Annotated in this window: 18 protein-coding genes and 1 riboswitch; of the genes, 16 read left to right on the forward strand and 2 right to left on the reverse strand. The window is 55.4% G+C overall.

Features of this window, described 5'->3' with window-relative positions:
- The first annotated feature begins 96 nt into the window (after positions 1 to 96).
- From KIH86_RS26305 to KIH86_RS26335, 7 genes are all read left to right on the forward strand, one after another.
- Positions 97 to 1293, forward strand: a complete 1197-nt coding sequence (locus tag KIH86_RS26305; RefSeq protein ID WP_223086352.1) for a D-alanyl-D-alanine carboxypeptidase family protein — start codon at positions 97 to 99, stop codon at positions 1291 to 1293.
- 358 nt (positions 1294 to 1651) lie between these two features.
- Positions 1652 to 2005: an anti-sigma F factor antagonist gene (gene spoIIAA, locus KIH86_RS26310; protein WP_223086355.1), complete on the forward strand. Its 354-nt coding sequence runs from the start codon at positions 1652 to 1654 to the stop codon at positions 2003 to 2005.
- Positions 2006 to 2007: 2 nt separating this feature from the next.
- Positions 2008 to 2457: an anti-sigma F factor gene (spoIIAB, locus tag KIH86_RS26315; protein ID WP_456094030.1), complete on the forward strand. Its 450-nt coding sequence runs from the start codon at positions 2008 to 2010 to the stop codon at positions 2455 to 2457.
- Positions 2458 to 2468: 11 nt separating this feature from the next.
- Entirely contained in the window at positions 2469 to 3224 is a 756-nt protein-coding gene (gene sigF / locus KIH86_RS26320) for an RNA polymerase sporulation sigma factor SigF (RefSeq protein WP_223086360.1), read from the forward strand.
- Positions 3225 to 3437: 213 nt separating this feature from the next.
- Positions 3438 to 3941, forward strand: a complete 504-nt coding sequence (locus tag KIH86_RS26325; protein WP_038697184.1) for a ferritin — start codon at positions 3438 to 3440, stop codon at positions 3939 to 3941.
- Positions 3942 to 4196: 255 nt separating this feature from the next.
- A complete protein-coding gene (locus tag KIH86_RS26330) occupies positions 4197 to 5237 on the forward strand; it encodes an NAD(P)/FAD-dependent oxidoreductase (protein WP_223087668.1) in 1041 nt (346 codons plus the stop codon).
- 533 nt (positions 5238 to 5770) lie between these two features.
- Positions 5771 to 12292 (forward strand): S-layer homology domain-containing protein, encoded by a 6522-nt coding sequence (locus KIH86_RS26335; RefSeq protein WP_223086362.1) that lies wholly within the window; start codon positions 5771 to 5773, stop codon positions 12290 to 12292.
- A gap of 300 nt (positions 12293 to 12592) precedes the next feature.
- On the opposite strand, the gene asd is transcribed toward KIH86_RS26335, so the two are convergent.
- Positions 12593 to 13678, reverse strand: a complete 1086-nt coding sequence (gene asd / locus KIH86_RS26340) for an aspartate-semialdehyde dehydrogenase (protein ID WP_223086365.1) — start codon at positions 13676 to 13678, stop codon at positions 12593 to 12595.
- Between the two features lie 208 nt (positions 13679 to 13886).
- On the opposite strand from asd, the gene KIH86_RS26345 reads away from it, so the two are divergent.
- The gene (locus KIH86_RS26345) at positions 13887 to 14642 is read left to right on the forward strand and encodes a class I SAM-dependent methyltransferase (protein WP_223086369.1); all 756 of its coding nucleotides are present in this window, start codon (positions 13887 to 13889) and stop codon (positions 14640 to 14642) included.
- 11 nt (positions 14643 to 14653) lie between these two features.
- Here the strand turns inward: KIH86_RS26345 and pyk are convergent, their stop codons facing one another.
- Positions 14654 to 16069 (reverse strand): pyruvate kinase, encoded by a 1416-nt coding sequence (gene pyk / locus KIH86_RS26350; protein ID WP_223086371.1) that lies wholly within the window; start codon positions 16067 to 16069, stop codon positions 14654 to 14656.
- A gap of 126 nt (positions 16070 to 16195) precedes the next feature.
- Between pyk and KIH86_RS26355 the strand changes: the two genes are divergently transcribed.
- The 8 genes from KIH86_RS26355 (at position 16196) to KIH86_RS26390 (ending at position 25619) form a co-directional block, all read left to right on the forward strand.
- Positions 16196 to 16585 carry a (2Fe-2S) ferredoxin domain-containing protein gene (locus KIH86_RS26355; protein WP_223086373.1) on the forward strand — a complete coding sequence of 130 codons (390 nt, stop codon included), beginning with the start codon at positions 16196 to 16198 and terminating at the stop codon, positions 16583 to 16585.
- A 117-nt stretch (positions 16586 to 16702) separates the two neighbouring features.
- Positions 16703 to 17512, forward strand: coding sequence for a GNAT family N-acetyltransferase (locus KIH86_RS26360; RefSeq protein ID WP_223086376.1), 810 nt, complete (start codon positions 16703 to 16705; stop codon positions 17510 to 17512).
- An 89-nt stretch (positions 17513 to 17601) separates the two neighbouring features.
- Positions 17602 to 18765, forward strand: coding sequence for an AI-2E family transporter (locus tag KIH86_RS26365; protein WP_223086378.1), 1164 nt, complete (start codon positions 17602 to 17604; stop codon positions 18763 to 18765).
- 135 nt (positions 18766 to 18900) lie between these two features.
- Positions 18901 to 20361 carry a carboxylesterase/lipase family protein gene (locus KIH86_RS26370; RefSeq protein WP_235775615.1) on the forward strand — a complete coding sequence of 487 codons (1461 nt, stop codon included), beginning with the start codon at positions 18901 to 18903 and terminating at the stop codon, positions 20359 to 20361.
- A gap of 109 nt (positions 20362 to 20470) precedes the next feature.
- A riboswitch (FMN riboswitch) is annotated at positions 20471 to 20627 on the forward strand.
- A gap of 256 nt (positions 20628 to 20883) precedes the next feature.
- Positions 20884 to 21864 carry a DMT family transporter gene (locus KIH86_RS26375; RefSeq protein WP_223086383.1) on the forward strand — a complete coding sequence of 327 codons (981 nt, stop codon included), beginning with the start codon at positions 20884 to 20886 and terminating at the stop codon, positions 21862 to 21864.
- Between the two features lie 260 nt (positions 21865 to 22124).
- Entirely contained in the window at positions 22125 to 22784 is a 660-nt protein-coding gene (locus KIH86_RS26380) for a stage V sporulation protein AA (RefSeq protein ID WP_223086385.1), read from the forward strand.
- A complete protein-coding gene (locus KIH86_RS26385; protein ID WP_223086387.1) occupies positions 22781 to 23206 on the forward strand; it encodes a stage V sporulation protein AB in 426 nt (141 codons plus the stop codon). The genes KIH86_RS26380 and KIH86_RS26385 overlap by 4 nt, the downstream gene beginning before the upstream one ends.
- A 730-nt stretch (positions 23207 to 23936) precedes the next feature.
- The gene (locus KIH86_RS26390) at positions 23937 to 25619 is read left to right on the forward strand and encodes a spore germination protein (protein WP_223087672.1); all 1683 of its coding nucleotides are present in this window, start codon (positions 23937 to 23939) and stop codon (positions 25617 to 25619) included.
- Positions 25620 to 25669: the final 50 nt, after the last annotated feature.

Genomic DNA, 25669 nt, shown 5'->3' on the forward strand with positions numbered 1-25669 from the left:
TAACGCCGTAAACGCGCTGGAATAATTCCTTCCATTTCTGACAAAACTGGAACACAGTACCTGTGATAAAGGTAAACGCTCAGGAGGGGAATTGGAATGAAGAAATGTCGTATTGCTGTGCTTGCGCTGTGTATCCTGCTGGGGCTGCTGAGTCCCGTCTCGGTGTTCGCGGAGGAGAAAGGCCAGAAGGGTCAGAAACCTGGGAGCGCGGCGCCCGATCTGGCGTCTCAGTCCCGCTCGGCGATTCTGATGGATGCCGGAACAGGAACGGTGATCTACGAGAAGAACAGCCACGTTAAGCTGCCCCCGGCCAGCATCACGAAGATTATGACGATGCTGCTGACGGTGGAGGCGATCGACGCCGGTACACTGAAGCTGACGGATAAGGTGCGGGCGAGCGAATATGCCGCTTCAATGGGAGGCTCGCAGATCTTTCTGGAGCCGGGCGAGGAAATGACCGTCGACGATATGCTGAAGGGTATCGCAATGGCCTCGGGCAACGACGCGTCGGTCGCGATGGCCGAGAAACTGGCCGGCTCGGAGAGCGCTTTTGTCGATCTGATGAACAAACGGGTGGAAGAGCTTGGACTGAAGGATACTCATTTTGCCAACTGCAACGGGCTGCCGACCAAGGATCATTATTCCTCTGCCCATGACATCGCCGTTATGAGCCGGGAGCTGCTGAAGCATCCGCAGATTATTAAATACACGGGCTCCTACCAGGACTACTTGCGCAAGGACTCACCCAAGCCGTTCTGGCTGGTGAATACGAACAAGCTGGTGCGCTTCTATACAGGCGCGGACGGTCTTAAGACCGGATATACGTCGGAAGCCAAGTTCTGCCTCTCCGCCACAGCTTCCAAGGATGGGCTGCGCGCAATCGCAGTCGTTCTGGGCGAACCCAACACCAAGACGCGCAACAGCGAAGTGTCGGGCATGTTCGATTACATGTTCTCCCAATACAAGGTTCATACAATTCACAAGACAGGAGACACACTCGGCACCCTCAAGATCGAGAAGGGCGTCAAACGCGAGCTGCCGATTGTCGCTCAGGAGAACTACACGCTGCTGCTGAAAAAAGGAATTACCCAGGAAGGAATCCGGCATGAAACGGTGATTCTGAGTCCGGTGAAAGCCCCGGTCGCCAAGGGTCAGACCATCGGCAAGCTGGTTGTCTATCAAGGGACATCCGTTGTGAAGGAGTATGAGCTCAAGGCGCCGGAAGCAGTCGGCAAGGCGGGCTGGTGGAAGCTGTTCAAGCGGACCGCCGGCTCCATGTTCTCGATGAGCTGACCGATGAGCTGACCTGTCTTTTATGGATTTCGGAGATTCGGCTCTCCGGCTGACAGACAAGAGAAACGCTGCGCGTCCGCCTGGGATGCGGCACAGCGTTTCTTTTTTTGCCGCGAAAGGGTATATCTCTCTATAAAACTGTCAACACTGGATAACAGATTATCACACGGGCAAAATGGGGAATCCTGGCTGTTCAATGCGGATGTTGTCCTTCATTCTTGTAGATACTTGAGAGGTTTCTTCTAGTTTTGTCGGCAGGCAGGAGTCCCCCGCAGCGGTGTAGAAATCGTTGTCCGAAAGGCGCCGAGAGAGGCGTCTGAAAGCCGCTTCTTAAGCAGCGAAGAGGAGAGTGACGATTATGAATTCCCATGTGGAAATGGAGCATCACCGCGGAGTGCTGGTCGTGCGCCTGACAGGCGAGCTGGATCACCATGCCGCCGATTATGTGAGAATGGATCTGGACGAGGCGATTCTGCGCCGGCAGGTGGAGCATCTGGTACTGAATCTGAAGGATCTCCAGTTCATGGACAGCTCCGGTCTTGGCGTTATTCTGGGACGGTATAAGCTGATTCGCGGCAAGGGAGGAAAAATGGTGCTGTGCGATGCCAATCCGGCGGTTCGGAGGCTGCTCGATATGTCGGGCTTGCTCAAAATTATGTCTCTGTATGACAGTGAAGATTTGGCGCTTTCTGATCTGGAGGTGGCGTTATGAGCATGGAGCCGAGCACCAATTTCATGAGCGTCCAGTTCTCCGCACTATCGGAGAATGAATCATTCGCCCGCGTCGTGGTAGCGGCTTTCGTATCGAGGCTTGATCCGACGATGGAGGAGCTTAACGATCTTAAGACTGTCGTCTCCGAGGCGGTGACCAACTGCATAATCCACGGCTATGACGGCGATCCGGAAGGGATCGTCTATATCTCGGCTGTCGTCGAAGGGGAGACCGTAAGTCTCATGATCGAGGACAAGGGTCGGGGGATCGAGGATTTGGAGCTGGCGCAGCAGCCGCTGTATACTTCGAAGCCGGAGCTTGAACGCTCGGGCATGGGCTTCACCATCATGGAGAACTTCATGGATGAATTCGAAGTGACCAGCGAGCCGGGGCGGGGAACCACCATCCGGATGAAGAAGACGATTGTCTCAAAAAAAGCGCTTTTTAACTAGGGGATGGAGCTATGGATGCGGAATCAAAGAAAGCTCCGCCGACCTATTTGGACGATGCGGAGGTCAAACGGCTGATCGCGCTCAGCCAGGCCGGAGACACGACGGCCCGGGATACGCTGGTCGGCTGCAATATCCGGCTCGTCTGGTCGGTCGTGCAGCGGTTCATGAACCGGGGCTATGAGCCTGACGACCTGTTCCAGATCGGCTGCATCGGCCTGCTCAAGTCCGTGGACAAGTTCGATCTCAGCTACGATGTCAAATTCTCCACCTACGCCGTGCCGATGATTATCGGCGAAATCCAGCGCTTCCTGAGAGATGACGGGACGCTGAAGGTGAGCCGCTCGCTGAAGGAAATGGCGAACAAGGTGCGCAAGATGAAGGATGAGATGTCCAAGACGCTGGACCGGCTGCCGACGATCGGCGAAGTCGCCGAGGCGCTTGGTGTAACGCCGGAAGATATCGTGTTTGCCCAGGAAGCGAATAAGCCGCCTGCTTCGATCCATGAAACGGTGTTCGAGAACGACGGTGATCCGATTACGCTGATCGACCAAATTGCCGACGACTCCCAGGAGAAATGGTTCGACAAGCTGGCGTTGAACGAAGCTATTGGCTCTTTGACCGAAAGGGAGCGTCTCATTGTCTATTTGCGCTATTATCGCGATCAGACCCAATCCGAGGTCGCGAGCCGCCTCGGCATCTCCCAGGTGCAGGTGTCGAGGCTGGAGAAGAAGATTTTGCAGAACATCAAGGAACAAATCGCCCAGTGAAGCCCGTCCGGGCTTTCCGGGTCGAGTCCATATCCGCAGTGAGGCTTTCTTCAGGAAAGGATGCCGACCTGCGGTTTTTTTCGTGGCGGATCAATCCGATTGGTCTCTCTATGGAAAGCTGCTAGTGCGGTTCAATAGAAATTGGATTTAATTTACTTGAACGGGTATGCTATGATGATAGAAAATCCTGGACTAGAAATGGAGAGTGGAGTTATGAAAGAAGAACTGGCGAAAGCGCTGAACGAGCAGCTGAATTTTGAGTTTTACTCGGCGCATGTCTATCTGGCGATGGCGGCTTATTGTTCGGGCGAAAGTCTGGACGGCTTTGCCAATTTTTTTCTGATTCAGGCGGAAGAAGAGCGGTTCCATGCCATGAAGATCTACCGCTTCCTCAATGACCGGGGCCTCCGGGCTACGCTTGCGGCACTGCCTGAGCCGAAGAATGATTATTCATCGGTTCTGGACGCATTTGAACATGGATATGCCCATGAGCAGCAAAATACGGGCAAATTCTATAATCTGACCGACCTTGCGCTGGAGACGCGCGAGCATGCCACCATGTATTTTCTGAAATGGTTCGTGGACGAGCAGGTAGAGGAAGAATCGCTGTTCAGCACCATTATTGAGAAGCTGAAGCGGATCGACAAGGACAGCAACGCTTTCTATATGATGGACGCCGAGTTTGCGGCGCGCACATTCACGCCGCCTGCCGAATAAGGCGGATCAGGGTCAGGCCGCATCTTGGCAGATTGAAGCAGGCCGAATCGCGACGGTTAATAAGATACTAGACAGCCCGGACACACTGGTCTCCGGGCTGCTTGGCATGGAACGCGGGAGAGGATCAGAACCCCGTCATTAAAATCCGGCATATTGCGGTTGCCAAAAACAGGGCGATCGGTTAAAATTTTATTGATAATGATTATCAATATCATATAACTGAACTACGTCTGGAGGATAACGATGAACGAGGCGATGAATGAGCATTCTGAAATATACGATGTGACCATTATCGGCGGCGGCCCGGCCGGTATGTACGCTGCCTTTTACAGTGGCATGAGAGATATGAAGACCAAGCTGATCGATGCAAATGAGGAATTGGGCGGCAAGATGCTCATTTATCCTGAGAAGATTATTTGGGATGTTGGAGGCGTTACGCCGCTGAGCTGCCGAAATCTGATCGATCGGCTGAAGGAACAGGCAACCACGTTCGACCCGACCATTGTCCAGGGCGAGCAGGTGGTGGAGATGAAGCTCCAGGGTGACGGGATCTACCGTCTGATTACCGCATCGGGCAGCGTTCATTTGACGAAGACGGTCATACTGGCTATCGGTTATGGGATACTGCGGATGGCGAAGCTCGATATTGAAGGAGCCGACCGCTACGAGATTACCAACCTGCATTATACGGTTCAGGAGCTGGAGCCCTTTCGGGGCAAGCATGTGCTGATTTCGGGCGGAGGAGATTCCGCGGTGGACTGGGCCAATGCTCTTGAGCCCGTTGCCAGCAAAGTAACGGTCGTTCATCGCAGGAACCAATTCGGCGGACATGAAGGCAGCATTCTCAAAATGCGGAGATCATCCGTTGACGTGCGCACTCCATATAGCATCAGCCAACTGCACAGTACCAATGGTGAACTGATCGAAGAGGTCACACTGGCGCATTCGGAGAGCGGGGCAACTGATCGGGTACAGGTGGATGCCGTCATTGTCAGCCATGGACTGAAATCCGATTTCGGCCCGGTGCGCGATTGGAACCTCGAAATGGGGGAATGGAACGCCTTCGTTAGTCCACAGCTGGAGACCAATCTGCCCGGGGTATTTGTGGCTGGCGATTTTGCGCATCATGAGAGCAAGCTAAGGCTGATCGCCGGCGCCTTCACGGATGCTGCGCTTGCGGTGAACAGCGCCAAGCTGTACATCGATCCCTCGGCGGACAAGGTTGCGTACGTCTCTTCGCATAACGATAAATTCAAAGAGAAGAACAAGGCTCTGAGTGTCAAGCTCAATGCCTGAATTTCATTGAGCCGGATTGATCCAGCTCTTTTATGAACAATGGGCGGGGGATTCCGGTTGAAACGAAGAAGCTGTCGAGTGAGCATCGGGCAGCTTCTTCGTGCATGTTGTGGTAAGTTGAACGCCTAGCCGGATCTATTCAAGCGAGGGGCCTTGCGACATCGTTCGAATCAGGATTTTCGGATTGGAATCATCAATTTTCTAACTGAAGGAATGAAAGAAAGTGCAAAGAAATGAAGAAGGCTTGGATGAAGTCTCGGGATAGAAAGGAATACACAAACCATCTTTTTCTCTGGACAAATAAAAATCGCAGCCGGTGAATAAAGCGTTTACATCACTGATTACATATGCTATGATAAAGTTAATATGTTGATGCAAACGATTGCACAACTGACCGCTTATAGTGCTTCAAACCGACTTCAGCCGGAATAAGGAATGATTTGTCGATGAAAAGTGCGGAGCGGTCTTTTTCTGGAATTTGTGCAAACGTTAGCGCAACTAATTTAACAAAAAACTGGAGGGGATAAGGGTCTATGTCCATCAACGCAATGAGGAAACACCGGCGCTGGATTTCATTTGTAACCGCTGTAATTATGGTGCTTCAGCTGGCGCTTGGCATTCTGCCGCAGTCGGCGCACGCCGATACGGGAGCACCAGCTGCCGATGTGCTGGCCGATCAGCCGGGAGGCGGAACCAATTGGGTCGTGGTCGGAAGCTTGAACGGCTGGAATAACAGCGACTCGGTAACCCGGATGAAGCATCTGGTCGGAGGCTTTTATGAATATTCGACCGTGCTGGACGCCGGACACTACGAGTTCAAGCTGGTCAAATCCGGAACGTGGAGCGGGTTTGACAATGCAGGGAACAATTTTGCCTTTGATTTGGATTCGGCATCCAAGGTCAATTTCTACATAAACGAGGATCTGAATCAGGCGCGGATCAGCCTGCCGAATGTTCAGGGCATACAGCAGTATGTGCCGTCCCGTTCGACTGACAATTGGCCGAGGCTCGTCGGCAATCTGCAGATGAAGCTGGGAGAGAGCGACGATTGGTCGCCAGCGACCAGCCAGCTGTTCTTTGTGGATTATAACTTTGACAATTCAATCTATAAAATTCAGCGCACTCTTCCGGTCGGAAGCTACGAAGCCAAGGTAATCTTCGGCACTGACTGGAATACAAGCGAGAGCTATGGAGACGGAGGGCAGAACCTGTCCGTCAATGTGCTGGACCCGTCCGATGTGACTTTCACGATCGACAACAGCGCAAGCAGCAAAAAGCTGACTCATAATTATGTCCCGAAAAATTCTGTGTATGACGGTAAAATCGACAGCGGCTCGCTTGTCTTTGACAGCCGTTCGATCACGTACAAGAAGCCGTTCGGCGCCGTCAAAATGGGGCAGGAAGCGGTCACGCTGCGTATCGCCGCCCTTAAGGGAGATGTGCAGTTGGCGAAGGTTGAGCTGACCAATCCGGACTCGCTGTCCAAGGATTTTACGATGAACCGGGTAACTTCGGTGGACGGCAAGGACTATTTTGAAGTGACGATTCCGGCGTCCCAGTTCTCCAAAATTGGCATATGGGGCTACAAGTTCATTCTTGTGGATGGAGCGGCCAAAGTGGAATACGGCGACGATACCGCCAGAGGCGGCACCGGCACTGTCAGCACAGAAGGCGCTGTGCCCTATGACCTGACGGTCTACGACCCGGATTTCAAGACACCGGACTGGATGAAGGATGCGGTTGTGTATCAGATTTTCCCGGACCGGTTCTTTGATGGGGATGACAGCAATAACCGCGCCAAGACGGCCGACGGCTATCGCGGCGCGCTGACCGAGGATGCAGCCACGAGCAAAGGCGGGCAGAAGCTGCAATATTTCGACGGCGGTGTCAGCAATGATCCAACACCTGACCAGGTGTGGGGGGATTGGACTACTGCGCCAGAGAATCCCGACCGCTCCAAGGCGGAGAACAAGCCTTATTATCCGGATGCGAAGACGGATGGCGTATGGACGAATGAGTTCTATGGCGGCGACATCCAGGGCATTCAGGAGAAGCTGGGCTATCTGAAGTCGCTGGGCGTCACGACGCTGTATTTGAATCCGGTTGCATGGGCCGCCTCCAACCATAAGTACGATGCCACGGACTATGAGCATCTCGATCCGATGTTCGGCGAGCCGGTGTACAATACGCCGGGAGATCCGGCTTCCGGTCTTGATTACACGGAGACCCGGGCCCAGTCGGACCGCATCTACCAGCTGTTCGCCAAAGAGGCGCGCGAGTTGGGTATGCATATTATCAACGACGGCGTATTCAATCATGTCGGTGATGATTCCATCTATTTTGACCGGTATGAGAAATATCCCGAAATCGGAGCCTATGAATACTGGTCCAAGGTCTATGACCTGATGAACGGGCAGAACCTCTCGCAAGCCGACGCGGAAGCGGCGGTACGGGCAGAGTTCACCGCCAAGATCAATCCGCTGACGAATGAACACTATAAATATCCTGAGGATTTCACGTACACCACCTGGTTTACGATCTCGAACGAGCTGGTGAAGAACGGTGACGACAGCAATAAGCATTACAAATACGATGCCTGGTGGGGCTATGATTCGCTGCCGGTGATGGATGCTAAGGAGCCGCAGACCGAAGCGACCGATTTCTTCCCGGCGGACTCCGAAGCGATTGAAGGAGCGAATGAATGGAATAACATCGGCTACCGCGACACGGTCATCGGCCATGATCTGACGGGATTGACCGATGCCCAGGCCTCCCAGGAGATGCAGTCGACCAATTCGCAGCGCTGGTTGTGGATGGGTTCAAGCGGCTGGCGTCTGGATGTTGCTCCGGATGTATCCGGGGGAACCTGGCAGAAATTCCGCGAAGCCGTCAAGTCGACGGAAGGCAGAAAGGATGCGAACGGCAATGCGATCGAAGAGCCGGTCATCCTGGGCGAGGAATGGGGCGTAGCGACCAAGTATCTGCTTGGAGACCAGTTCGACTCTGTCATGAACTACCGCTTCCGCAGCGCGGTTCAGAGCTATATGATTTCCGGCGACGCGGCCACACTTAATCAGTCGCTGGAATCGATCCGCGAGGATTATCCGAAGGAAGCCTGGCAGGCAATGCTTAACCTGGTGGACTCTCACGATACCACAAGATCCATCACGAAATACGACAACCCGAATTATGAGGAAGAGCATCTCGTTATTGCAGATGATGCTTCCGACAAGGCGCTTAAGCTGCAAGCTTTGACTGCGATTATGCAGATGGGTTACCCCGGGGCTCCTACGATCTACTACGGAGACGAGGTTGGCGTTACGGGCACGAAGGACCCTGATTCCAGACGCACCTTCCCTTGGGAACGCGTTATTGAGAACAGTAATGGAAGCTACAGTGCAACAGGCGGCTATGAGGAGCTGTTCCATACGTATCAGACCGCTGCGCAGGTTCGTAATGACAATGAGGTCTTCCGCACCGGAGATTTGAAAGTGGCCTACGCAAGCGGGGACGTTATTGTCTATGCACGTAAAAATGATACCAAAGGCGCGCTTGTCGCCATCAACCGCGGCAGCTCCGCACAGACGGTATCGGCCGATGTGACAGGCTACCTGCCGGAAGGTCTGACTCTGCGCGACCAGCTCGGCAGCGGTGCCGAGGGAACGGTAACCGGAGGCAAGATCAGCCTGTCGATTCCGGCACTGTCCGGCATGATGCTGCTGTCGACCTCCGATCTGTCTGTACTCCCGACCGTAACGGGACTTCATGCGGCGGCAGGCAACGGACAGGTTGTGCTGAGCTGGAATTCGGTGAACGGGGCGGAAGGCTATACCGTCTACCGGGCGGCTATTGAAGGTGGCACGCTGCAAAAGGTAGGGGAAACGGCAGATCCTTCTTTCACCGACAGCACCGTCACCAACGGCAGCAAATACTATTACACCGTAACCGCCAAGCAGGGCGTTAGTGAAAGCGCGCAATGCGATATGGCATCAGCGACGCCGGCTTTTGCGATCCAGAGCGTTGCGACCGTGCAGCAGGCGAAGGATATGACGATTGGCGTCGGCAAGGTGACCTATGAAATCCAGGTCGAGATCAAGATTCCGGGCCTCACCGATGTGCCATCCAGCGTGTATCAAGAACCTTCAGGCATTGTCGCGAAGCTGATTTACTATCCGAGCGGAGCATCGCCGGATCAGGCGGTTGAAACGAAGCTCCGTTATAAGGATGACAATGTGGAGGAAGGGGCCAAAATTTATTGGGCAGCCTTCGAGCCGACCATGCCGGGTTCCTACACGTATTTGGCACAGGTCTCCACCGATAACGGAGAGAGTTTCACTTCATCCGCACCGGAGACGATGACGGCGTATGCCGATCCGGATGATACGATTCCGCCGGCTGCGCCGGTGCTGGCCGAAATTCCGGTCGAATCCAATATGACGAATCTGTCCTGGACACTCGATACGGAAGGAGCGGCGGGCGTTGAAGTGTTCCGCAAAGAAGCGGGCCATGATTACAGGCTGATCGCTTCGCTGGACAAGAGCGCGGTCTCCTACAGGGATTACACCGTCAGCAATGATACTCCGTATACGTACAAAATCGCGGCCTATGACAGCTCATATAACCGCGCGTACTCCGAAGAGCAGAGTGTAACGCCGAAGACGGTCATGATTGATGTGACGATGCGGCTGCATCTGCCTGACTATACGCCGAGCACCGACAGCATCTATATTGCAGGCGACTTTAACGGCTGGAACGCCAGCGGCACGGCTTTGACCGTTCCGAGCGGCGCGACCGACCGCAGCGTCGTCGAGTATTCCTTCAAGATGATGGCGGGTAAAACAATTCAATACAAGTACACCCGGGGAGCCTGGAGCACCGAGGCGTTCACCAGTCACAGCCGCTCTGCCAACGACACGACGGACATGGGCAACTGGGCGTACAGCTCCACCGACACCAATATGAAGCTGACCATCGTCAATCAGGGCGGCAGTAAACAATTGATCGACGATTACGTGCTCAGATGGAGCGACATGCCGATGATCGTGACCCTTCCGCGTACCTCTTACGGGTCCGATATCGACTACACAACCGATGAGAGTACGATGAATCTGAAGGCATTTGTTCCGTTCGGCGTATCCTTTACGATCAACGGACAGCCGATTCCACAGGGGGCAATGGACAGCCGGGGCAATGTTCTGCTGAACGGCATCCCGCTGGCCTATGGAACGAACAGCTTCGTGCTGCATATGGAACCTACGCCCGAGACGCTGGCGCTTCCGTGGTACACGGATAAAGGACGCGCAGGCCAGGCGACCAAGACGCTGACGATTACGGTTAACCGTACCGGCGGCAATCCGGGCGGAGGAGGAGAGACGCAGCCTTCGCTGACAGGGCTGACCGTAAATTCGCCTGCGGCAGCACTGACAGTCGGTGATACCTGGAGCACGGTTGTTACCGCGCAGTACGACAACAACAGTACGGCGGATGTTACGAACGGCGCAGTATTTGAATCCTCGCAGCCGGCTGTGGCAAGCGTGGACAGCAAAGGCATCGTCACGGCTGTATCGCCGGGCAATGCCGAAATTACCGCTTCGTACGGCGGTATGACCAAGAGCTATAGCGTGCAGGTAATTGCCAAGGAGCCGGAGGTGACGGCGCTGTCGGTCAGCGGACCGGCAACCAGCCTTGCCGTGGGCGGCACTTGGAGCACTGTAGTGCAAGCCGTCTACAGCGACGGAAGCCGGAAGGATGTCACAGCGGCATCGGTGTTCGAATCCGGCACTCCGGAAGTGGCGAGTGTGGATGCAAGCGGTACCGTCCATGCGCTTGCGGCAGGCACTGCTGTTATTACCGCGCATTATGGTGAATGGACCGGAAGCTTTGATGTTACGGTAACGTCCGCGGCGGGAAGCAGCGGTGGAACCTCTTCCGGCCAAACCCAGACTCCGGGAGTGCAAGTCATCACGGCGGCGCAGTTGAAGCCGGACGCAAGCGGCACAGCTGCTATTACACTGGGTGCGGGCGTGATCCGGCTTCTGCTTCCTGCAGAGGCAGCGACAGCGGCAGGACTGCAGACACTTGAGGTTAAAGCCGATGGAGTGACGCTCTCCATTCCGTCTCAAGTTCTGACTTCCCTCACGGCCCTGCTGACGGAAGATCAGCGCAAGGCCGGAGCCCGAATCGAACTCATCGTGAATACGCTGGATGCTTCAACCAAGCAATCCGTGGCAAGCGGGCTGCAGCTGCCGGCGAACACCCGTATGACATTGGCCGGAGAGGTCTATGACTTCAGCTTGCAGGCGGTGGCTGAGGACGGCACCCGAATGAATCTGACGGTCTTCCCGGCGCCGATTCAATTGACGTTCCCGCTGACTGACGGTACCCATTCCGAACTGGCGGGCGTGTATTATCTGAGACTTAGCGGTGTCGCCGAGTATGCAGGCGGTACCTTGAACGGCAGTCTGCTGAAGACTGGGGTGACTCATTTCAGCCGTTATGCCGTCATGGAATATGTGAAGAGCTACAGCGATCTTCCGGCGAGCCATTGGGCGAACGAAGCCGTCGCCGTACTCAGCGCGAAGCATATCGTAACCGGCGATTCAGCCGATACCTTCGCTCCGAATCAGCGCGTGACCCGCGCCGAATTCACGGCAATGCTCGTCCGGACGCTGGGACTGACGGCTAAGGGCAAAGCTTCGTTCTCTGATGTAGCTGGCAGCGCATGGTATGCCGAATATGCTGCGGCAGCCTATGAGCACGGAATCGTCAAAGGCAGCGGCGGACGCTTCAATCCGCAGCAGGCCATAACCCGCGAAGAAATGGCATCCATGCTGCTCCGGGCTTATCAGGTGAAGACAGGAGAGGCAGCTGCTTCCAGTAAGTCGTCAGCATTCTCAGATGCCAACAGCATCAGCAGCTGGGCGAAGGAAGATGTAGCGACGGCTGTTTCACTCGGGCTGATGAAGGGCCAAGGCAATGGCATCTTCGGCGCCAAGGCCGTATCCACCCGCGCGGAAGCAGCGCAGGCAATCTATAACTTTGTTATGAAGCCGTAAAATATCATATCGAATAGAAGGCAGGACCGGCCCGCAGCTATCCCGGATAGCAGCGGGCCGGTTTTTTCACTTGATTCAACTTAACCTGCAGTTCGGGCTGCTATATAGAAACGGATGGGGGTTGATGGAGAATGAAAGGAAAGCAAGAGGAGAGCGAGCGAAGATTGAGAAGAGATGAGAAAAGATAAAAAAAGAATGAAAGTGAGCGGTGAGTGAGAGAGAAGTGTAACGCTGTTATGAACAGTTGAAGCGGCCTAAGCAAACGAAAACCCCCGCTGTCTCCAGCGGGGGTTTCGTGACTTATCTCTTGGTAATATATCCTTCGGCCTTCAGCAGCTCGGCGATCAGGACCGCACCGCCGGCAGCGCCGCGGAGAGTGTTGTGGGACAGACCCACAAATTTGAAGTCGTACAGGGAATCTTCGCGCAGACGTCCGGCGGAAATGCCCATGCCATTCTCGATATCGCGGTCGAGATGCGTCTGCGGACGGTTCTCTTCTTCGAAGTAGGTGATGAACTGCTTCGGCGCGCTCGGCAGCTCAAGCTCCTGCGGACGGCCCTTGTAGCTGTTCCATTTGGCAAGGATGTCTTCCTTGGATGGCTTGTTCTCGAAGGAGACAAATACCGTAGCCAGATGACCGTCTGTTACAGGGACGCGGATACACTGGGTCGTAATATGCGGAGCAGAGGCCTTGACAATCTCGCCATTCTCCACCGTACCCCAGATTCGCAGCGGCTCCTGCTCGCTCTTCTCTTCCTCGCCGCCGATGTACGGAATAACGTTATCCAGCATTTCCGGCCAGTCGGTGAAGGTCTTGCCGGCTCCGGAAATCGCCTGATAGGTGCTGGCGACGACCTGGGTCGGTTGGAATTCCTTCAGAGCGGACAGCATCGGCACATAGCTCTGGATGGAGCAGTTCGGCTTGACCGCGATAAATCCGGTTTCTGTTCCGAGGCGCTTGCGCTGATGTGCGATAACTTCCAGATGCTCGGGGTTGATCTCCGGCACGACCATCGGAACGTCATGCGTCCAGCGATGCGCGGAGTTGTTGGAGATGACGGGAACACCAGCCTTGGCATAGGCTTCTTCAAGCGCCTGAATCTCATTCTTCTTCATATCGACAGCGCAGAAGATCAGGTCGAGTCCGGCTGCGACTTCTTCCACCTTGGAGGCGTCCTGAACCTGAATATGTTTAACGCTTTCGGGCATCGGCGTGGAAAGCTTCCATCTGCCCTTTACCGATTCTTCATAGGATTTGCCCGCCGAGTTGGCGCTTGCGGCAATTGCAGTAACTTCAAACCAGGGATGATTCTCGAGTAGAGCGATGAAACGCTGGCCGACCATGCCGGTCCCGCCGACGATTCCGGCTCTCAGCTTCTCTGTCATGACGTTCTTCAGTTCCTTTCGAAGGCCTTATATAATAGCGGCTTTTTATTGTACTGAATTATATAGGATATGCCCGGAACCTTCAATATGAGAATGCCCCCAGATGCTATATTTATTTCATGTTGTGTAAGGATATTGACAAAGCTCAGCGATTGGAAAAAATTTCTGGTAAACTGGAGATTGCTATTATGGAGATTGCGATTATTCTGTGGCAGAACCCCAAACGGTCGGCTGGTGCAACCGCCTGGCAGCATGTACGGGCAAATATGAACTGCCGCCTGGAAGGATCATCGAAGGCGAAGAAGCGGAAGAGACGCTGACGAAGAAGCTCCGCATCCATGCGCGGGGCAAGGTACTGGATGTTGGCTGCGGACATGGAGCCTACACGGAGCAGTGGGCCAAGGTGGCCGAAGAGGTTGTTGGTTACGATATGACAGAAGGGTTTATCGAGACCGCGAAAGCGGGCCAAAAACCTAACATCAGCTATGTGCTAGGGCGAACAAATGAGGGGCTGCCTTTTGACGATAACTCTTTCGATATTGCTTATACCAAAAAAGGCCCGACCAGCTGGTACGCCGAAGGGAACCGGATCGTCCGGCCCGGCGGCAGGCTGTTACTCTTTCATCCCGGCGACGGGGATGGAGATGGAGGAGAGCTGGGAATTTGCTTCCCCGGACTGTTTGCCCCTCCTTCACCAGGCACGCCAATCCTGGACAAAATCGAACAGCGCCTGGGCGCCAGCGGTCTGACCGGCATTTCACTGTCGAAAATTAAAGAAACCGTGTGGCTGCCGGCGCCGGAGGACGTTCTGTCTCTGCTGACCTTTGGCCAGAGCGACAGCTTCACCCGGTATGCTAGTGAGCAATGCCTCCCAGGGATTCGGAACCAATTCGAGAAGCATGCGGGCGGGAAGGGGCTGCTTACAACCAGCTTCTACTATTTCATCGAGGCAACAGCTACATAGGGCACTAACGCCTAAACCTGGTGAATCTTGACCAGATTCGTCATTCCGGCCTTCCAGATCGGCACGCCTGCGCACAGGACGACGGTATCGCCCTGCGAGACCATGCCGGTCTTCACCGCATTTTCCACCGAGGACTCGAACATTTCATCTGTCGTGGACACGGACGAACCCAGCACGGGAATAACGCCGGAGAGCAGGCAGATCTTCGGAAGTACCTCTTGATTGGGCGTCACTGCGATAATCGGCGCTTCCGGCCGGTGCTTGGAGATCATTCGGGCGGTGAAGCCGCTCTCGGTGGCGGCGATGATGGCTTTGGCTCCGAGCATCAGGGAAGAGCTTACGGCGCTGCGGCTGACCACCTCGGTCACGCTCTGCTCCTTCCAGTCGAATCCCTGTATGAACTTCTCCTTGTAATTGATCATCGTCTCCGCCTTGGCCGCTACGGCCGCCATTGTGCGTACGGACTGGATCGGGTATTTGCCCGCAGCCGATTCGCCCGACAGCATGACGACATCGGCGCCTTGCAAGACGGCGTTCGCAACGTCGCTGACCTCCGAGCGGGTCGGGCGGGGGTTGATCTGCATCGATTCCAGCATATGTGTCGCCACGATGACCGGCTTGCCGGCCCGGTTGCATTTGTCGATCATTTCTTTCTGGAGCATCGGCACATCTTCAACCGGCACCTCTACGCCGAGATCGCCGCGGGCGGCCATGATGCCGTCGGAGGCTTCTATAATATCATCCAGATTGGTCATGCCTTCATGGTTCTCGATCTTGGAAATGATCTGAACATGCCCCGCACCGCTAGCGTTGAGGATGCTGCGGATTTCACGAATGTCGTCTCCCTTGCGGACGAAGGAGGCGGCGATCATTTCGATTTTTTCGCCGATGCCGAAATGAATATGCTTGATATCCCGCTCGGTCACGCCTGGGAGCGTCGTATGAACGCCGGGCAGATTGACGCCTTTTCTCGGCTTCAGCAAGCCGCCGCTGACGATCCGGCACTCCATATCCGATCCGTTGACACCGGTTACGGTAAGATCAATCAGCCCGTCGTCAATCAGGATACGGTCTCCGGTCTTGATGACCGAGGTCATATCGGGATAATTCACGGAAATCCGCTTCTCGTCGCCGAGAATCTCCTCAGTCGTCAGTGTCAGCAGTTCACCGGCTTTCAGGGTGACATAATCCTCCTTCAGCTTGCCGATCCGCACCTCAGGTCCCTTGATGTCCATCATGATGGGTACGAAGGTGCCGAGCTCGGATGCAGCCTGCCGGATATTTCGGATTCGGGCGGAATGTTCATCAAGCTCTCCGTGGGCCATGTTGAGCCTTGCAACCGTCATGCCTGCCGCAATCATTTCCTTGAGTGTTTCGAGCGATTCCGATGCGGGACCGATTGTACAGATGATTTTGGTCTTCCTCATTTTAAGTTCCTCCTTGCAAGGCAAGATTGATGGACATATGCTGTGAATAGTATATCGAATAGCCATGCCGTTATTCATTGAATTACCCCAGACATAAGGGAATAAACGTAAAGAAGGAGTATGGACATGACGACTTGGAATCTGGAGGGAACGACCTGCCATCTGCTCGTCTGCGGCGGAAGCAGCTGTAGAAAGCGTAAAGGTGAGGATATCATTGATGCCATAGACGGAGAAATTGAGAAGCAAGGAGCGGAGGCGGTCGTTCATACGACATTAACCCGCTGTAACGGCCGCTGCAATGATGCGCCGGTGGTCATCTCTTATCCCGATGGTGTCTGGTACGGGGATATGTCGCCCAAGCACGGCAAAGCGCTTGTCCGGCAGCTGCTGCAGGGCGAAAGGCTGGAGGAGAAGATCGTCTATACCTTCGGGGCGGAGGGGATGCAGGCTGCCGGAACATCCGGAACAAAGGGGAAGAGGAAGGGAAAAGGCCGTTCCACTTCAAAGGAAGCCTAAAGAGAAGAGTAAGCCTGCTGACGGTATCCGCACAGCATAACATTGGCGGGAAGCCGAATAGGCTAAGGCAATTAATCTGCCTGCCCAAAAAACAAGAATAGCTGGAGGGACAGTATCATGTTCATGAATCTGCCGAAAGGCGATCTTGTGCTGGAAGGAGAGCTTTTTCGCAAAGACGAAGTCCGCTATAATCTGCTTCATCTGATCTGCGGGAGCCAGGAGGCGCTCCGGGTCAGAACGGAGGATGGCCGTCTTGTACTGGGACAGACCCCGGGGTTTAATCCCTGGCTGTGGATTAGCTCCGACGTATCTTCCCATGAGAAGGACGAGATGATTCGGCGGCTGGCCGGGTATATGGATGACCGGGAGTTCCCGGGGATTACCGCCGATCTCGATATCGCAGACCGATTTGCACGTTATTATTCAAATCTGAAGCCTTGCAAGCCTTATCCTTATATGACACTGGAAGCATATGACTGTCCCGAAGTCTTCATGCCTTGGGGAGTGCAGGGTATGCCGGAGAAGGCGACCGTCACGTATACGGAGAAGATCGCCGCTTATATGGCCGCTTTCTCGATGGAAGCCTTTGGCAGAAGACCGGATAGCAGAGAAGTGTACCAAGCCGCCTCCTCGGCAATCGGCTCCGGTGGCATGTATCTCTGGAATGATGGAGACCAGATAGTCGCCATGGCGAGAATCGCCCACCGCTCACCCCGGCACGCCCGGATCAATGATGTCTATACACCTCCCGCCCATCGAAAAAAAGGATACGCCAGCGCCCTTGTCGCCTCCCTATGCCTTACCTGCAAGCAGAACGGGCTGACACCGATGCTGTATGCCGATGCCAAAAACCCGGATTCCAACAAAGTCTACCGATCTATTGGTTTCGTTCATGCGGGCAGACTTGAGGAATTCCGGTTCGCCTAGAAAGACGGAATGCTATCCGCCTGATTTGACTTGCCCTCCGGATGTTGTCTATCCTTAATGCAACACTATAATTTGGGAGGCTCAAGTGGATGCAAAGGCTGCAAATCTGGCCGGAGAAATTTCGCAAATTTTTTCTCAATAATAAATTCGTCGTCTTTCTGCTGGTGCTTCTGCTGATCGGACTTAATGTGATGGTGCTCTCGAAGATACCGTTTGTATTCAAGCCGCTGTCGGTGCTGCTGCATACGGTGGCGCTGCCGCTGATTCTGTCGGGAGTCGCCTATTATCTGCTCAACCCGCTGGTGGACAGGCTGGAGAAGAAGAGCCGGTTGAAGCGTTCCTACGGCATCATTATCCTGTATCTGCTCATTATCGGCATTATCACGCTCATCCTGCTGACAGTTATCCCGATCATCCGTCGCCAGCTGTTGGGATTGATCGACAATTTCCCGATGTACAGCTCGCAGATTCAGGAGGAAATCAACCACCTGATCGGCAGCAAATTTTTTGGCCAGCTTCAGGAGAAGACCGGCTCCGGCATCGATGAGGTAACGACCCGGGTCACCACCTGGGCCACCTCATTTCTGCGAAACGCCCTGAACGGTGTGGGCAATCTGGTCGGCACGATCACGGAGATCGTTCTCGGCATCGTGACGACGCCGCTGATTCTGTTCTACCTGCTGCGCGACGGCAGACGGCTGCCCGATTATATTCTGCGTTTCGTTCCGAATGGTCTACGGCCGCAGACGCGGTCGGTAATGTCCGAGATGAACGACCAGATTGCTTCCTATATCCGGGGTCAGATTATTGTGAGCTGCTGCATTGGAGCGCTTCTATATATCGGCTACCTGATTATCGGGCTCGATTACTCGCTGGTGCTCGCGATTGTGGCGGCGTGCACGGCGGTCGTTCCTTATCTTGGGCCCGCGATCGCGATTACACCTGCGCTGATTGTAGCTGCGGTCACCTCGCCGTTCATGCTGCTTAAAATGATCGTCGTCTGGACGGCGGTGCAATTGATCGAAGGCAAATTTATCTCGCCGCAAATTATGGGGAAATCGCTCAAAATCCATCCGATCACGATCATTTTCGCCATTGTATTTGCCGGTAAAATGTTCGGAGTAGTCGGCATTATCCTGGCTGTTCCGGGATACGCCGTGCTGAAAGTGGTCGTGACGCATGTGTTCCAATGGTTCCGCTTCCGTTCGGGTCTGTACGCCAAGCCGGGGGAAGACGAGGAGCCGCTATCTTAGACATAAAAGTCAATTTCAAAAACGAGTCTCGAAAATAAGTCTCGAAAATAACTCTCGAAAGCAACTCTTGAAAGCAGATCTCGAAAGCAAATCTCGAAGGCAACTTGAATGTTAGTATCGAAAGGATGTGTTCTTGTGCGGCATACTGAAGCTTCAACCGGCTATGGGATAGTTAGAGGAACGGAAGAAGACGGCGTTATCATCTGGCGAGGCATTCCTTTCGCCGCTCCGCCGGTCGGGGAGCTGCGCTTCGCGGCGCCTCGCCCCCCGGCATCCTGGGAAGGTGTCAGAGATGCGTCCTCCTTCGGACCCGTCAGCCTTCAGCCGCCGGATACTCGGGGAACCCGGTACCGGGGCCAGCAGCCGGTCTTCTCGGAGGACTGTCTGTACCTTAATGTTTGGTCGCCCGCCGGGGTGGACGAAACGCTGCCGGTCATGGTCTGGATTCACGGTGGCACGTTCCTGACCGGCTCGGGCAGCCAGCCGATGTTCGACGGCCGCGTGCTTGCATCGCGAAGCCGGGTCGTGGTCGTGTCGGTCAATTACCGACTGGGACCGCTGGGTTTCCTGCACCTCTCGCCGCTCGGCGAAGGCTTCGCCTCGAACGCCGGTCTTCTGGACCAGATCGCGGCGCTGGAATGGGTGCAGGGCAATATCGCCGCATTCGGCGGCGATCCGAAACGGGTGACCGTCTTTGGCGAGTCAGCCGGAAGCATGAGCGTCGCCGCCCTGCTGGCGATGCCGTCCGCGCGCGGGCTGTTCGCGCGCGCCATCATGCAGAGCGGCGCGTCGCAGGCGCTCCCGCCGGAGGCGGGCTCGGCCATAGCGGCAGCGCTGCTGGCCGAGCTTGGTCTGGACCGGAGCAGCGCGTCGCAGCTCCGGGTTCTGCCGGCCGAGAGCATTCTCTCGGCCGCATTCGCGGTGGCGCAGCGGCTGACCGGCGACTCGCCCGGCATGGTCTTCCAGCCGGTCGTCGATACCGACACGCTGCCGGAGGAGCCGGTCCTTGCCGTGAGCGGCGGATCGGCCAGCGGGGTTCCGCTGCTCATCGGCACGAACAGCCATGAAGGGCATTATTTCTTCCGGGAAGGGACGCCCGTCCCGCCGATGGAGAAGTCGCTGAAAGCGCTGGAGCAGACGCTCGGGCTCTCCGATCTGTCGGCGCTGGCGCCCTATTATTCGGAAGATTGGGAGGGGCAGGCGGGCATGATGACCGACCTGTTCTTCTGGCGCAGCGCGGTCGCTTTTGCGGAGAGCTATTTGGGCCATGGCCCGGTATGGATGTATCGCTTCGATTGGGGAGTGGAGGACCACACGCTGCTCTCCAAGGCGGTTCACACTGCCGAGATTCCCTATGTGTTCGGGAATATGGACTTCCTTCGGGGGCTGGGCATTCAGGTGACCCAGGCGCTTCAATCGCTGTCGGACGCGATGCGCAGCGCCTGGACCGCTTTTGCGTACAGCGGCAGTCCGGATTGTTCTGAGCTTCCCTGGCCGGAATATGAGACGGAGGAACGTGCGACCTTGATCTTCGATGAAGCGCCCGCGGTGGTCAAGGACCCGGAGAGCGAGAAGCGGAAGATGATCTTTGAATAAAGTGGTGAAAAGACTGCGGCCGGCATTTTTTTCTTGAAATTTTCATGAAAAGTCTTTACGAATGGCGTCGAAAGGAATATGCTTGGGCTGTGAAAAAAATAACGGAATACAAGATTCTCGGGGTAAGGTGAAATTCCTGACCGGCGGTGAGGTTCGCCAACAAGCGAACCGCAGCCCGCGACTCCCTCGCTTAAGCAATGAAGTGAAGGGACTGATCTGGTTAAACTCCAGAGCCGACGGTACAGTCCGGATGAGAGAGGATCAAGGATAGAAACGCCTGGTGCTGCCGGTGGAACGGATAGGCCCTGCGAAGAACGCAGGCGAACCGTTTCTTTAGGCTTGACGTTGATATCGGATAGAACCCCCGGGACGCATGATTAGGATGCGGCATCGGGGGTTTTTTGGTCCGGGTAATGGGATTCAAGGCAAGATTGTCTCATGGAAGTTAGACTTCAGGCAATCTATGTTCAATGGCGAGTCCCTGGGCAGTCCCGAAGCTTGTAGGAATGAGGAGTAATGTTCATGGTTAAATCAACTGCTGTTATTGAAGGCGCGCGGAAGGCGCCGCTGGGTGGAGGCTTCTGGCTGGTCGTCCTGGGCGCCGCCCTGTGGGGCGTGGACCCGCTGTTCCGCATTCTGCTGCTGAAATCGCTGACGTCTTCGCAGATTGTGCTGCTGGAGCATGTCGTGCTGTTCCTTGCTGCCGCGCCGGTACTGTGGCGGCGCCGTGCCGAGCTGAAGAGAATTCGCCTGCGGCATGCAGCCGCCTTGCTCTTCGTGTCTTGGGGCGGCTCGGCGGTGGCGACGATTCTGTTCACACAGGCTCTGTCCAGCGGAGATCTGAACGCCGTTATTCTGCTTCAGAAGCTGCAGCCGCTGTTCGCCATAAGTCTCGCGGCGGTCATCCTGAAGGAGCGGCTGCCCCGCTACTTTCTGCCGCTCCTGCTGCTTGCGCTGGCCGGCACCTATCTGCTCACCTTCGGATGGAGCATGCCGTTCGGGCATGCGGGTAGCTTCGTCACAGCCGGAAGTGCGCTGGCTCTCGGAGCGGCGGCGCTCTGGGGCGGCTCGACCGTTATGGGACGATATTTGCTCGGAACGATGCAATACGAGACGGTAACCTCGCTCCGGTTCATGCTGGCGCTCCCCTTGCTGTTCGTGATTACGGCGGCGGAGGGTGCGCCCTGGCAGCTGAACGGCGAAATCGGCACCTCGGCCCTGATCGCGATTAACCTGCTGCTCCAGGCACTGCTGCCGGGTCTGCTCAGCATGCTGCTCTACTACCGCGGCCTCAGCACCACGAAAGCGTCGTTCGCCACGCTGGCGGAACTTAGCTTCCCGATGACCAGCCTCGTGCTGAACTGGGCTGTCTACGGCCAGCTTGTAACCTGGGCACAGCTGCTTGGCTTCGTGCTGATCTGGACGGCGCTGTTCGCCATCTCTGCCCAGCAGAAAGAGCAGGCGGAGCCTGCTGCCACAGTGGAACTGCGCAAGATTTCCTGATATCCTCGCCCGCCCGCTGAGGGAGGCTATATCAGGAATAAACCCAGCTGAATATCGTATAACAAGCCCCTGTGGACAATCTCTGCAGGGGCTTATTTTAGCTGCTGAATCCTGCAAACGCTGCTTCTTTTGGGTAAAAAACTCCTTTTTCACCCATACTACCGTTATTCTAAGTCCGCTTGCGGCGGATGAGGGCCTTTAGTGGACCCGGCTATTATTCGACCGGACAAAATGCAGATGAACCGCAAGGAGGCAAGCCGATGCATAACCTGAACCGTTCCGTCATCTATATTCAGCTGAAGAGCCGGGTGACGCTGCCGCATGGAGCAGGCGTACGGCTTGGCGATATCGCATTCATGATTTCACCTCCGGAACTGAGAGAACCTCTGGAAACGCTGCTGCTTGTTCAACCGGATGCCGAAGACGGGAATCTGATCCTGATCGACATGCTGAAGGTCATCCCCATTGTGCAGACACTCGCACCGGAGGCGGAAATCGAGCCAATTGGAGAAGGACGGACGATCGTGGAAATATACAAGCCGCATACGCAGCGTAAGCCTTCCGGCTTCCGGTTCGCGCTGGTGTGGCTGCTGCTGTTCTTCGGCGCCGCATTGACGATCATGAATTTTCATGCGGATGTCAATATGGAGGAGGTCCAAATCCGGATTGTCGAGATGCTGACGGGCCGGAGGGACGAGCATCCGTACACCTTTCAGCTGGCCTATTCGCTCGGGATCGGATTCGGCATGGTCGTCTTTTTCAATCATCTCTTCAAGAAGAAATGGAATGAAGAACCGACTCCACTCGAAGTGGAAATGTTCCTCTACCAGAAGAGCATCGATCAGTATGTCGTCCATGAGGAATACCGAAAAATGGAGAATGAGGCCGGCTCGGGTGGGCGGAAGGAAAGAAGGCGATGACCGCAATCCTTGAATTGGCTGTCAGTCTGTTTCTCGGCATTGCCGGCGGAATCGCGGTAGGAGGCGGGGTCATCGCCCTGTTCGTCGTGCTGGACATGATTCCGCGTCTCGCTCAGCTGACCCGAAGCTATGACAAGGTCCATTGGTATGAAGGCGCTATGGTCAGCGGGTCGCTGATCGGTACGATCGCCGATTTCTGGCGCTTCAAATTTGGAGCGGGGCCGGTGATTCCGGCTGTTGTCGGCCTGTTTGACGGAGTGTTCGTCGGGATGCTTGCAGCCGCCCTTACCGAGGTGCTGAATGTGCTTCCCATCCTGGCGAAGCGGCTTCAAATGACGTCCTATTTGTTCGGCCTGCTGATGGCGATGGTCGCCGGGAAGGTAGCGGGCTCGTTGTTCGACTGGTTTGTATACCGACAGTAAACGGGGGCTTATGATGAGCAGATATATCCACAGTGGAGACAGCATGAATCAGGAAGACCCGGGCCGGGAAGAGCGGCAGCAGGAATCGCGGTGTCTTGAAAATGATGCGGAAGAAGCGAAGGACGCAGAATTTGAAGGCGTGGGATTGAGTGCGGACCCGGGCTGCATTCTGAACGAAGGCAGCAATCAGGCTCCCGCCAACGGGGATGCGGAGATTTCAGCCGAGCCGGGCACGACAGAGCGGGACTCCGAGGACAGCGAAGCCGGAGATGATATATCCGAAAGTGAGCAGGAAGAAGAGTCCGAAGAAGAGCCTGAAGAAGGCAATGGGGATACGGCTGGAGAAGATCAAGAGGATGGACCTGATAACGGAACGTCCTCCGAAACGGCTACAGAGGGTACATCGGCTCCAGTGCCTCCTGAAGCATCAGAGGGTGATTCGGCTGTTGAGAACCCGGTAACAGAGAGCAAAGATGGGGGTACGGGAACAGGCAATCCAGAGGACGATGCGTTCTCAAGTGGAGAAGAAGATAATGGAGCGGAAGACGGTCAGCCGGACTCTGATCCGGCAGGTCTGTCCGGTTCCGGGGAAATGGAAGCCTCCGTGGAACCGGGGACGGCGGATGCTGCGGGGGAGGAATCGCCGACGCCCGGCTGGGGCCGTGTGGAGCAGGATGCTCAAGGCAATGACTTCTCGGGGGAAGCTGAGCCTATTGGGGATGAAGCCAACATGGGGGATGGAAACCCCGGAGAAGGGGAGGCGGAAGATGCCCAAGGCGATGTAAACGAGCCGTCCGGGAAATCTTCCAAGGCTGAAGCGGATTCCGGCAAGGACAAGAAGAAGCCGAAGGACAAGAAGGAATCCCGCCTACAGGAGAAGCGCGACAAGGAGTTATCGAATTCGCTTGAGGAATCGATCCGGTACTGGAACGGAGACGACCGGGTTCCCGAATCACTGGATAAAACCCGAAGCGTGCTGACCGAGGTAATCGGTCTTGACACTTCCTTTGATATTGTGTTCAGAGAGATGAGCTTTGCCGGAACAAAAGCGGGTCTTCTCTTCGTGAGCGGCTTCGCCAAGGATTTCGTCATGGATGAAATCCTGAAGCGGCTGACCTATTTGACACCGTCCGACATGCTGACCGACGCCTTCGCCGCCTTTTTGAACGATTATATTCCGCATATACAGGTCGAGAAGACGGACCGCTTCAGCGAAGCGGTCAGCAAGACGATGATGGGCATGAGCACCCTTTTCGTTGACGGGGAACGCCATGTTATCGTCATGGATACCCGTGCGTATCCTTCAAGATCGCCGGACGAACCGACCATCGAGCGTGTTGTCCGGGGCGCGCGCGACGGGTTCACGGAAACACTCCTTAGCAATGTGGCGCTGGTTCGGCGCCGTCTTCGCGATCCGGGCCTTACCTTCAAGCTGCACCAGGTCGGCCGCCGGACGAATACGGACGTGGCCATTGCCTACATTGACGATATCGTGGACAAGTCCCAGGTCGAGGCGGTCTCCGAGAAAATCGCAGCGATCAATATAGACGGTATACCGCTAGCGGACAAGCAGCTTGAGGAAGCGATCGTCGGCAAGAACTGGAACCCGTATCCGATGGTCCGGTATTCCGAGCGTCCGGATGTTGTGGCCTCCCACCTGATGGAAGGACGGGTTGTCGTATTCGTCGATACGTCGCCCAGTGTCATGGTCATTCCGACCACATTCTTTGACCTGTGCCAGCATGCGGAGGAGAATCGGCAGACGCCCCTGGTTGGCTCTTACCTGAGGTGGGTCCGCTTTATAGGGATTCTGTGCTCGATCTTTCTGCTGCCTCTCTGGATGCTGTTTGTCATGCATCCCGAGCTTAAGCCCGCGTCTCTTGAATTTATCGGTCCGCAGAAGATGGCCAAAATCCCGCTGCTCGCCCAGTTCATGATGATCGAGCTCGGCGTCGATCTATTGCGGATGGCCGCCGTTCATACGCCGACGCCGCTCGGCTCGGCAATGGGCTTGATCGCCGCTATCATGATCGGGGACATTGCGGTGAAGACCGGCCTGTTCGTCAACGAGGTTATTCTGTACATGGCGCTGGCAACGATCGGGATGTTCGCCACGCCGAGCTATGAGCTTGGTCTGGCCAACCGGATTGTCAGGCTTCTGCTTCTCCTGGCGACGGGATTGTTCCATGTGCCCGGGTTTGTCATCGGCTCGACTTTGCTGATTGTGCTCCTGACGCTCAACCGGTCCTACAACTCGTCTTATTTATGGCCCTTTATACCTTTTAATGCAAAGGCACTCGGGTCCATCCTGTTCCGGCGGGAGGTCATGGCCTCCGAGACAAGGCCATCCTTCAACAAAACACGGGACAACACCCGTATCGGTCCGGCAAAAGGCCAGAACAACAAATCGTAGGATAATACAAATGAACTGTGCATTTGTCCATTCTACGTCGTTCCCATCCT

It is taken from the genome of Paenibacillus sinensis (assembly GCF_019904155.1).
Classification (GTDB): Bacteria; Bacillota; Bacilli; order Paenibacillales; family Paenibacillaceae; genus Paenibacillus_AQ; species Paenibacillus_AQ sinensis.

Excerpts from the sequence above, each read along its gene's own strand:
- KIH86_RS26330 (WP_223087668.1), top strand. The coding sequence starts at position 4,197 with ATGAATGAGCATTCTGAAATATACGATGTGACCATTATCGGCGGCGGC.
- KIH86_RS26305 (WP_223086352.1), top strand. The coding sequence starts at position 97 with ATGAAGAAATGTCGTATTGCTGTGCTTGCGCTGTGTATCCTGCTGGGG.
- spoIIAB (WP_456094030.1), top strand. The coding sequence starts at position 2,008 with ATGGAGCCGAGCACCAATTTCATGAGCGTCCAGTTCTCCGCACTATCG.
- KIH86_RS26390 (WP_223087672.1), top strand. The coding sequence starts at position 23,937 with ATGGGGGATGGAAACCCCGGAGAAGGGGAGGCGGAAGATGCCCAAGGC.
- KIH86_RS26355 (WP_223086373.1), top strand. The coding sequence starts at position 16,196 with ATGACGACTTGGAATCTGGAGGGAACGACCTGCCATCTGCTCGTCTGC.
- KIH86_RS26335 (WP_223086362.1), top strand. The coding sequence starts at position 5,771 with ATGTCCATCAACGCAATGAGGAAACACCGGCGCTGGATTTCATTTGTA.
- asd (WP_223086365.1), bottom strand. The coding sequence starts at position 13,678 with ATGACAGAGAAGCTGAGAGCCGGAATCGTCGGCGGGACCGGCATGGTC.
- KIH86_RS26365 (WP_223086378.1), top strand. The coding sequence starts at position 17,602 with ATGCAAAGGCTGCAAATCTGGCCGGAGAAATTTCGCAAATTTTTTCTC.
- KIH86_RS26380 (WP_223086385.1), top strand. The coding sequence starts at position 22,125 with ATGCATAACCTGAACCGTTCCGTCATCTATATTCAGCTGAAGAGCCGG.
- KIH86_RS26325 (WP_038697184.1), top strand. The coding sequence starts at position 3,438 with ATGAAAGAAGAACTGGCGAAAGCGCTGAACGAGCAGCTGAATTTTGAG.
- KIH86_RS26360 (WP_223086376.1), top strand. The coding sequence starts at position 16,703 with ATGTTCATGAATCTGCCGAAAGGCGATCTTGTGCTGGAAGGAGAGCTT.
- KIH86_RS26385 (WP_223086387.1), top strand. The coding sequence starts at position 22,781 with ATGACCGCAATCCTTGAATTGGCTGTCAGTCTGTTTCTCGGCATTGCC.
- KIH86_RS26375 (WP_223086383.1), top strand. The coding sequence starts at position 20,884 with ATGGTTAAATCAACTGCTGTTATTGAAGGCGCGCGGAAGGCGCCGCTG.
- sigF (WP_223086360.1), top strand. The coding sequence starts at position 2,469 with ATGGATGCGGAATCAAAGAAAGCTCCGCCGACCTATTTGGACGATGCG.
- pyk (WP_223086371.1), bottom strand. The coding sequence starts at position 16,069 with ATGAGGAAGACCAAAATCATCTGTACAATCGGTCCCGCATCGGAATCG.
- spoIIAA (WP_223086355.1), top strand. The coding sequence starts at position 1,652 with ATGAATTCCCATGTGGAAATGGAGCATCACCGCGGAGTGCTGGTCGTG.